The following is an 8,263-nucleotide window of genomic DNA, read 5'->3' on the forward strand; positions in this document are numbered from 1 at the left end:
CGTGCTTGACGCCGTCCTTCTCCCAGGACTCCGTGCGGATCTCGCCCGTGACCATGACCTCCATGCCCCTGGCGAGGGTCTCGGCGACGTTCTCGCTCGGGCGGGGCGGGCTGCCCGCGACCGGGTGGGAGGCCGTCGAGCGGGCCCGGGCCCCCGGACGGCCACGGGCGCACGCCTACCTGGACGCCTACTTCGACGACCGGCTGCCGATCAGCGGCGACCGGTGCGGCGGTACCGATTCCGACGGGATGCTGTGCGGATTCGGTGAGCGGGCCGGCCGTACCGTGGCCTACGCGGCGCAGACCGGCACGGCGACCCGCCCCGCCGGGTACCGCACCGCCGCCCGGCTGATCCGGCTGGCGGACCGGTTCGGCGTCCCCGTGCTGACGCTGGTGGACACCCCCGGAGCCGCGAACGACGCGGAGGCGGAGCGGCAGGGCGTCGGCGCGGCCGTCGCCGAGGTGTTCGGCGCGGTGGCCGCCGCCCGGGTGCCGGTCACCACCCTCGTCATCGGCGAGGGCGGCTCCGGCGGCGCCCTGGCCCTGGCGGCGCCCGGCAACACCTGGGTCACACCGGACAGTTACTTCTCGGTGATAGCGCCGGAGCCGGCGGCCGCCATCCTGAAACGCCGGCCGGAGGAGGTCCGCCCGACCGCGGACCAGCTCCGGCTGCGCCCGCAGGACCTGGTGGAGCTGGGCGTCGTCCGCGGCATCGTCTGAACGTCCCCGGCCACGGGGCCCCGGGGCGCTACCGGACCGCCACCGCCCGAACGGTCTCCTGCGTCACCGCTCCCCCCTCGTCGTCGCGGGCCGAGGCCCGCAGCGAGACGGACGACGCGCCGCGCGGCACGGACAGCGTCCCCCGCCAGGAGGCGTCGCCGCCGGTGCGCAGGGGGACCGTCCGCCAGGTCGTGCCGTCGTCGTACGACACCTCCAGCCGGCCGCCGCCGAGCCTGCCGGTGCCCGAGGCGTGCGCCACGTAGGCGGCGCGCAGCCCGACCGGTACCCGCTGGCCGCCGCGCACGGCACCGGCGAGGTCGGTGTCGAGGTCGTAGGCGAGGTTGATCAGCGGCAGGTACGTCGAGTGGTCCTCCGGGGTGGCCGCCGAGCGGAAGGTCCACTCGGTGTGGCCGCGGGTGGCCAGCGGCCACCGGCCGGCGTCGAGGGCGGTGTCGGTGACGACCTGGTACGTGTGCTCCTCGGCGGGCGCGTCCCACACGTAGGCGGCGGAACCGGTGTTCTGGTCGACGAGGGTGCCGTCGAGCCGGACGGAGGTGGTCTGGCGCATCCCGCTGTCCTCGCTCCACACGTCGCCGAAGCCGGTGTGGTCGGGCCCGGAGTCGCCCCAGCCGGGCACGTTCACCTGGATCTGGTTCCCGGCGCGTTGCTGTCCCCAGCCCAGGCCGGTGCCCAGCCAGGGGTGCCACACCGGCCGGAACCAGTGCAGCGCCGGCCGGGTCCCGCCGTCGTAGCGGACGAGCCCGCCGCGCTCCTCCAGCGCGCCGTCGGCGGTGGTGACGGACTCGTGCCACAGCTGGCCGGGGCCGGTGGAGACGTAGTCGGTGCGCTCGGCGGGCAGGGCGACCCGCTCCGGGAAGCCGAGACCGATCGGGAAGGCGTCGGTGAGCGAGTACCGGAACTCGCCGCCGCTCTGTGGCCGCGCGGCGTGGAACGTGACGTGCACGGCGGCCAGTCGGCGGCTGCCGGGCGCGTAGGTGAGGTCCCGGTCCGGGATGGCCCCGCGGTGGCCCTCGGAGAGGTCGTACACGTACGGGGAGTCGGTCGTGCCGGTCATGTCGGCCCGGCCCGCCGCCCTGAGGCGGGCCGCGTCCGCCTGGTTCACGGTGGCGATCAGCAGGGGCCGGTCGGCGTTGTCGTCGGTGCCCCACCAGGCCATCAGCCGGCCGGGCGCGTCGTCCGTGACGAACAGGGCCCGGGCGCCCGCGTCCTGCGCGGCCCGCGCGAGCGCGGACGGGTCGGCGCCGGGGGCGAGGCGGGCGAGGACGGCCTTGCCGGACACCCCGGTGACGGGTCCGTCGCCGACGTCCACGAGGGGCAGTCTCGTGCGGCCCGAGATCAGGGTGCCGCCCGGCTGGACGGTGGCCTCGCCGACGCCCTCGACGCGAAGCCGTGGCGCGGCGAGCCGCCATACGGTCCGGTACTCGAAGGTGCCGTGCGTGACCTTCGGGGTGGGCGCCGCGAAGACGCTGTCGTAGGTGAGGGGCACCTGCACCGCGCCGAACAGGTCGGCGCCGCCGGCGTTCCGGTCGTACTCCATGACGAGCTGGCGGGTCTCGGTGCGCCGGTCCACGTCCGCGCGGATCTCCCGCAGCCCGCGGCCGTCCAGGGTGACGTCGCGGTCGCGGTCGAGGGTGATCTCGGGGGCGGTGAGGAAGCCGAGGCCGAGGGAGTCGGCGCCGTGGCTGCCGGGCACGTCGAGGAAGGTGGCGAGGGAGTAGGTGCCGGGCTCCAGGCGCAGCCGGAGCGTGCCCGACTCGCCGACGTGGACGGGCTGGGCGTCCGCGCCCCCGGCGAGCCGCTGCACGGTGAGGTCGGCGGGGGCGGGCGCGCCCGACCGGTCCTTGACGTGGACGGTGAGCGTGTACCGCTCGTCCTCCTTGACCAGCCCGAACACGGTGTGCGCGACCGTGGCGCCGGCGGGGTCGGCGGCCACGATCTGCCCGCTGGTCTCGCCGACCGGTGCCCTGGACGCGTCGCCGGTGACGGTGGTGGAGGCCGTGCCGTGGGCGGGCACGGTGAGGGTGGCGTCGGCGACGGTGGCGACGCCGTCCGGTGCGCCCCGCGCCGACAGCCGCAACTCGACCGGTGTGCCGGAGGAGTTGGTGTAGGTGACGGTCCGGGTGACCGGCTCGTCCGCGTCGTACGGCCAGCTGTGGAAGCCGAGGTCGGCGCTGCCGGTGGCGGTGACCGTCGCGTGGACCGCGTCGGGCACGCTCAGCCGGCCGGCGCCCAGCGTGTAGGCGGAGGCGTCGAGCTGGTGCGAACTGGACATCAGCGCGTCCTTCAGCTGGGCGCCGGTCCAGTCCGGGTGCCGCTCGGCGAGCAGTGCCGCGACCCCCGCGACCTGGGGGGTCGCCATGGACGTGCCGCTCATGGAGGTGTAGGGGCCGGTGCCGCCGGCGAGTTGGGAGCGGGCGGCGAGGATGTCCACGCCGGGGGCGGCGAGGTCGGGCTTGAGGGCGTTGTCGCCGTACCGGGGTCCGGCGGAGGTGAACCAGGCGGCCCGGTCGGCGGAGTCGACCGCGCCGACGGTGAGGGCGGCGTCGGCGGCGCCCGGCGAGCCGATGGAGGAGGGGGCGCCGGTGTTGCCGGCGGCGACGACGAACAGCGCGCCGGTCTCCTGGGAGAGGGTGTTCACCGCCTGCGCCATGGGGTCGGTGCCGTCGCTCGCCTCCGTGGAGCCGAGGCTCATGGAGACGATCCGGGCGTGCACGTCCCGTGCCGCCCACTCCATCCCGGCGATGATCTGGGACTCGCTGCCCGAGCCCTGGTCGCCGAGCACCTTGCCGACGGCGAGGGTCGCGCCCGGCGCCACCCCCTTCTCCCTGCCGTCGGAGGCGGCGCCGCTGCCGCCGACGGTGGAGGTGACGTGGGTGCCGTGGCCGTTGCGGTCGGCGACGTCCTGCCCGTCGACGAAGCTCTTGGTGGCGCTCACCCGGTCCGCGAGGTCGGGGTGGCCGAGGTCGGCGCCGGTGTCCAGGACGGCGACGGTGACGCCCTTGCCGGTCAGCCCGGCGTCCCAGGCCGCCGCCGTGCCGATCTGGGCGTTGCTCTCGGCGAGTTCGGCCTTGACCCGCCCGTCGAGCCACACCTTGTCGATGCCGGGTGTCCGGGTGAACGACCGCCAGAAGGCGCGCCCCTTGCCGGCCTCCACGGCGGCTCCGCGCAGACTGGGCAGCGCGCGGGTGCGCTCGGCACCGGCCGGGGTCGCGGCCCGCGCGTTCCCGCGGTAGGTGACGATCAGCGGCAGGGCGTCGGACCTGGCGTCGGTGAGCCCCTGCCGGATCAGCCCGCTCACGTCGAACAGCCGCCGGTCCAGGGTGCCGGCCCGCAGGTACGGCAGCGCCTCGTCCGGTACGACGGTGAGGCGGCCGTCGCTGCGCTGCGTCCGTACGGCACCGGTGGCGCCGGCGGGCCGCCGTACGGTGACCGTCTGTCTGCCGTGCCCGAGGCCGGTGACGGTCACCCGGTCGCCGGTGACGAGGGTGACGGTGGTGGTGCCGCTCGTGCCGGGGCCCTGCGGTCGCGGTGCCGCGACCGCGGGGCCGGCCGGGAGCAGGGCGCTCAGCAGCCCCGCGGCGAGCAGGGCGGCCCCGCGTCTGACTGGTCCTGTGCTCATCCACGCCTCTTCTCGTGTGGAGCGCGTCGTGTGCGGTGAGTCGTGTGCGGTGAGTCGTGCCGTCGAGCCGTGCGTGCCGAATGCGTCGCGTGCGTCGCGTACTGACGAGTGTGATGTGCCGCTTGTCGTACGGGAGTTGGTCGGCACTGACGGAAAGACGCCCTGGCGGTTTCTCGCCAACCTCGGAACACGTCCCGCCCCTCACCGTCGTGTGGGTGACTCCCGCAGCACCGTCCGTAACATGGACGGGTCACTGGTCAGGTACGACGGGGGAGCCGGCATCACCGTGGACGAATTGGTGGAGTTCAGGACCGAGGACGGCGCGCTCGTCGTGGTGGAGGGTGCCGGCAGCACCCGGTCGGGGGCCCGCCTCGTCTCGCGCGGTGACGGACCGGCGCAGGCCGCGCGCACCTTCGAGGGAGCGCTCGACGGCGTACGGGCGGCGGCGGCGTCCGCGCTGCGGGTCTTCCGGGACGGCAGCCTGCGCCCCGACGCGGTGGAGATCGAGTTCGGCGTGCGGCTGTCCGCGGAGGCCGGCGCCGTCATCGCGAAGGGGTCGGCGGAGGGCCACCTGGTCGTCAAGCTCAGCTGGTCCCCCGGGCAGGCGCCGGAGCAGGCCGCCCCGGTGCAGAACCCGCCGGCGCGGGCCGCGTCCGCACAGCACGCCCCACCGCCGGCCCTGCCGGGCCAGGCCACGCCCGACCGCACCGTGCCCGGCCCGGAGTCCGCCGACCGGTGATGCGCAGCGCTGCCTGGCAGGCCCGGATCGCCTGCGGCGACGCGGTGGGGGCCGGGTTCCTGGTCACCGGCCGCCGGCTGCTCACCTGCGCCCATGTCGTCCGGCGGAGCGAGGGGGCGGCGGTGACCGTCACCTTCCCGCACGCCAGGGAGCTGGGCGAGCTGTCCGCGTCGGTCGTCGTCCACGGCGGCTGGGCGGGCGGGATCACCGACCCCGGGGATGTCGCCGTACTCGAACTGGACCGCGACGTCCCGCTCACCCCGGCCGGTTTCGCCCCGCCCGACGCCGCCACCACCGAGCCGTACCCGCGGCTGGTCGCGTACGGCTTCCCGGAGGGCTACGACGAGGGCACGCTCGCCGAATGCCAGGCCGTCTCGGGCCAGTTGATCGCCGGGGAGTGGCTGGAACTGGTGGCGTGGCAGGGCCATGGGCAGCCGCTCGTGGACGGGTTCAGCGGGGCGGCGGCGGCACTCCCGGACGGCAGGGTGGCCGGCATGGTCACCGCGGCCGTGGGGTCGTCACCGGACGTGCGCAAGGGCCGGATGCTGCCGCTGGACGTGCTGGCCCGTTACTGGCCCGAGCTGGGCGAGCTGGTGCCCACCCCGGGCCACCGGGACGACGCCCGCCGGCGGCTGTACGCCCTGCTGCGCCGGGCCGAGGCCGCCGCCGACCGGGTCGGCGACCCGAACCGGCTGTACGTGGACGCGGTGGGCGCCTTCGGGCCGCCCCTGCCCCCGGGCGGCTTCCCCTCCCTGTGGGCCGCCGCCGCCTACGTGCAGTGGGAGGTGCCCGATCCGCAGGCGATGAGCCGGTTCGCCGACCGGCTGCTGGACCTGCTGGACGCGGACCCGGCGTCAGGGACCCCGGCGGCCCCGGACATCCCGGCCCCCGCCGGCGCGCCGGCGGCTCCCGCCTGGTCCCCCGTCGTCGTGGAGATCGACCACAGCGGTGCCGGTCCCGACCAGGTGACCGTGGAGGTGTCCGCCTACCGCGACGGCCGGCGCCGGCCGGTGGGCGCCCGCCGGCTGCCGCGCACCGGGGTGCGGGCCTACGTCCAGAGCCGCATCGACGAGGCCGTCGCCCACCTCGCCCCGGACGCCGACGAGCTGGTGACGTTCGTCCTGCCGCGCGAGTGGCTCAACGAGCCGGTGGCGCACTGGGAGTGCGGCGCGGACGACAGCACGCCACTCGGCTGCGCCTACCCCCTCGTGGTGACCGACCGGGCGCGCCACCACAGCGGCCGGCTGCGCCACCAGCTGCGCAAGAAGTGGCAGAAGCTGGACGCCGGGGGCGGGGCCGAGGTGCACCGGGTCGAGTGCGGCACCCGGGAGCGGCCGCCCGGCCTGCGCAAACGGCTCTGGGACGGCGACGCCGGGCTGGCGGGCTACGCGGCACCGCCCACGGCGGCACGGCAGCACTTCGAGGTCGGTCTCACCGTGCCCGTCCCGATCCTGCTCTGGCCGCGCACCGGCTCCCCCTGCACCGCACACCAGGACGCGTCCTGCCCCGGCACGGCGTTCCTCGACCAGCTCGCCGCCTCGGTGGCCGGCGTGCCTGCCGCGGAACTCCCGCGCCACATCCTGTCGTTGCGGCTGACCGCGGACGCCGCCGACGAACCGGACCTGCACTGGGCGAGAGACCTCCAGGTGCTCTGGGACGACCCGCGCTGCTTCCCCGAGACCACCGCGAGCCTGCACTCGCCCGTCGCCTGACCCACCGCACGAACCGAACCGCCCCCACGGAGAAGAAGAGCCCATGCCCCTGTGGCCCGTCTACACCGGTACGAACGAGCCGCACGACGGCATCGCCGAGCTGCCCCCGCCGCCGCCCTGGCGGGATTTCGACGGCGGGCCGGAGCTGCCGGCACCGGACGACCTCGCCGACGCCTCCGCCGTCTCCCCCGACCGCACGCACCGCGCCGAGACGTACCAGGCCACGCCGGAGACGGTCCAGCTGGTCAACGCCGCCCTGTACCTGCGCCGCCCGCTGCTGGTCACCGGCCCGCCCGGCACCGGCAAGTCCTCGCTCGTGTACGCGGTCGCCCGGGAGCTGCGGCTCGGCCCGGTGCTGCGCTGGAACATCACCAGCCGCAGCACGCTCCACGACGGCCTCTACCAGTACGACCCGCTCTCGCGGCTGTACGCGGCCCGGCAGGAAGCCGGCCGGCCCGGCGGGGCCGGGGACGCGGACGACCGGTCGGGTGTCGAGCACCATCTGCGGCTCGGCCCGCTCGGCACCGCCCTCCTGCCGTACGCCCGGCCCCGGGCGCTGCTCATCGACGAGATCGACAAGAGCGACCTCGACCTGCCCAACGACCTGCTGAACGTGCTGGAGGAGGGCCAGTATGAGATCCCCGAGCTGGTGCGCGCCGCACGGCTCACGCCGGACGGCGTCGCCGAGGTGCTGGCCGACGGCACCGACGAGCGGGTCCCGGTGACCCGCGGGCGGGTCCGCTGCCGGGCCTTCCCCTTCGTCGTCCTCACCAGCAACGGCGAGCGCGAGTTCCCGCCCGCCTTCCTGCGCCGCTGCGTCACCCTGCACCTGCGGCAGCCCGACGACCGGCAGCTCGCCGAGATCGTCCGCGCCCACCTGGGCGAACCCGACGAGCACGCGCGCACCCTGATCGACCGCTTCCTGTCCCGGGCGGGCGTCGGCGACCTGGCCACGGACCAGCTCCTCAACGCGATCTACCTGACCCGCTCCGCCGACCTGGACGCCGACTCCCTGGACCGGCTGGCCGAACAGCTGATGCCGTACCTGGGGCACCCGCAGTCCGATGTCTTCTGACGGCTCTCACGGCTTCCGATGGCCCCCGATGACCTCTGAATCCTCCGGGGCCGCCGAGCGCCCCGGCTCCCCGGACCCCTTCGTCCGCCTGGCCGACGTCCTGGCCGAGGCGGCCCACGGAGTGCGCCCGACCCCGCGGGAACTGGCCGAACTGCTGTGGCTGGCCCGTCGGATGACCCCCGGCACGGACGACGGCCCGGCACCCGCCGGCCCCCCTCCCACCGCGCCCCGGGACCCCGAGCGGGAGACCCCGGCCCCGCCCCCTGTGCCGAGGGAGCCGGTACCGGAGCCGGAGTCCGCCGCCGGGCCCGAGCCTGAGGAGCCACAGCAGGGCGGCGATCAGGCGGTGCCTGACACACCAACGCGCGAGGTCTGCCA

At 75.8% G+C, this 8,263-nt stretch carries 4 protein-coding genes and 3 pseudogenes; 5 read left to right on the forward strand and 2 right to left on the reverse strand.

Annotated elements, in window-relative coordinates; translation table 11 throughout:
• Positions 1-94: pseudogene (locus tag ABZV94_RS38450) on the reverse strand (single-stranded DNA-binding protein); the annotation flags it as partial.
• Here ABZV94_RS38450 and ABZV94_RS38455 point away from each other — a divergent pair.
• Positions 93-719 (forward strand): annotated as a pseudogene (locus ABZV94_RS38455) (carboxyl transferase domain-containing protein); the annotation flags it as partial. The pseudogenes ABZV94_RS38450 and ABZV94_RS38455 sit on opposite strands and share 2 nt — an antisense overlap.
• 28 nt (positions 720-747) lie before the next feature.
• On the opposite strand, the gene ABZV94_RS38460 reads toward ABZV94_RS38455, so the two are convergent.
• Positions 748-4,359: a S8 family serine peptidase gene (locus tag ABZV94_RS38460; protein WP_356349182.1), complete on the reverse strand. Its 3,612-nt coding sequence runs from the start codon at positions 4,357-4,359 to the stop codon at positions 748-750.
• Between the two features lie 241 nt (positions 4,360-4,600).
• Here ABZV94_RS38460 and ABZV94_RS38465 point away from each other — a divergent pair, with 241 nt between their 5' ends.
• The 4 genes and pseudogenes from ABZV94_RS38465 to ABZV94_RS38480 form a co-directional block, all read left to right on the forward strand.
• Positions 4,601-5,098 carry a CU044_2847 family protein gene (locus tag ABZV94_RS38465; protein WP_356349184.1) on the forward strand — a complete coding sequence of 166 codons (498 nt, stop codon included), beginning with the start codon at positions 4,601-4,603 and terminating at the stop codon, positions 5,096-5,098.
• Positions 5,098-6,810, forward strand: coding sequence for a trypsin-like peptidase domain-containing protein (locus ABZV94_RS38470; protein ID WP_356349187.1), 1,713 nt, complete (start codon positions 5,098-5,100; stop codon positions 6,808-6,810). Before ABZV94_RS38465 ends, ABZV94_RS38470 begins: the two co-directional genes overlap by 1 nt.
• 43 nt (positions 6,811-6,853) lie before the next feature.
• Complete coding sequence (locus ABZV94_RS38475) at positions 6,854-7,885, forward strand: MoxR family ATPase (RefSeq protein ID WP_356349189.1); 1,032 nt, start codon at positions 6,854-6,856, stop codon at positions 7,883-7,885.
• A 28-nt stretch (positions 7,886-7,913) separates the two neighbouring features.
• Positions 7,914-8,263 (forward strand): annotated as a pseudogene (locus ABZV94_RS38480) (hypothetical protein); the annotation flags it as partial.

Origin of the sequence: Streptomyces sp. NPDC004658 (assembly GCF_040609555.1) — a bacterium.
GTDB lineage: Bacteria > Actinomycetota > Actinomycetes > Streptomycetales > Streptomycetaceae > Streptomyces.